We start from the raw sequence: 574 nt of genomic DNA, 5'->3' as shown, positions 1-574 counted from the left end.
CAAATTAGAGATTTACTGTATTAGTAAACGGAACCGAAGAAGCCTGAAGGGCTTCAACAACAATAACCACGGGTGAAGCCCGTGGACTGTAGGAATACTTTTACTTGATTTTTGGCGGTGTTGTTGCTTTTTTTCCTGCAAAAATGCTGGCGAAATCGTATCGAAATCAGCTAATAAGCACCTCTTTTGAATGTCTACAACCCTATTTATACAATAATATTTAACCATTTAACAAAAAGACAGCCTTTTATTAAAGGGCAGGCAACCTACTGCCCATTGGATTTTTATATATTTATCAGTCGGATATTTCCCATTCAATAAAACAAAGCTTTACAGTATAAAACCATCAACCCATGATAAAAGTCAAATCAACTCTGCTCCTTCTTTTATTCCCACTTCTGTTTTCTTTCGGCTGTAAAGAAAAAACGCCGGTGGCAAATCGGGTAATTATGTTGGGCATTGATGGCTTTGGCCTGGAAGGATACCAACAAGCAACAACTCCAAATATTGATGCCCTGTTTGCTGATGGGGTGATTTCCACCAGCACCAGAACGGTTATGCCCTCTGTTACCAT

Annotated in this window: 1 pseudogene; it reads left to right on the top strand. The window is 39.2% G+C overall.

Features of this window, described 5'->3' with window-relative positions:
- Positions 1–353: 353 nt before the first annotated feature.
- Positions 354–574 (top strand): annotated as a pseudogene (locus ADIWIN_RS20080) (hypothetical protein); the annotation flags it as partial.

Source organism: Winogradskyella psychrotolerans RS-3 (assembly GCF_000427335.1).
In the GTDB taxonomy this organism is placed as follows: Bacteria; Bacteroidota; Bacteroidia; order Flavobacteriales; family Flavobacteriaceae; genus Winogradskyella; species Winogradskyella psychrotolerans.
The sequence above is the reverse complement of the archived record's forward strand: the minus strand, read 5'-3'. Positions and strand labels throughout refer to the sequence as shown.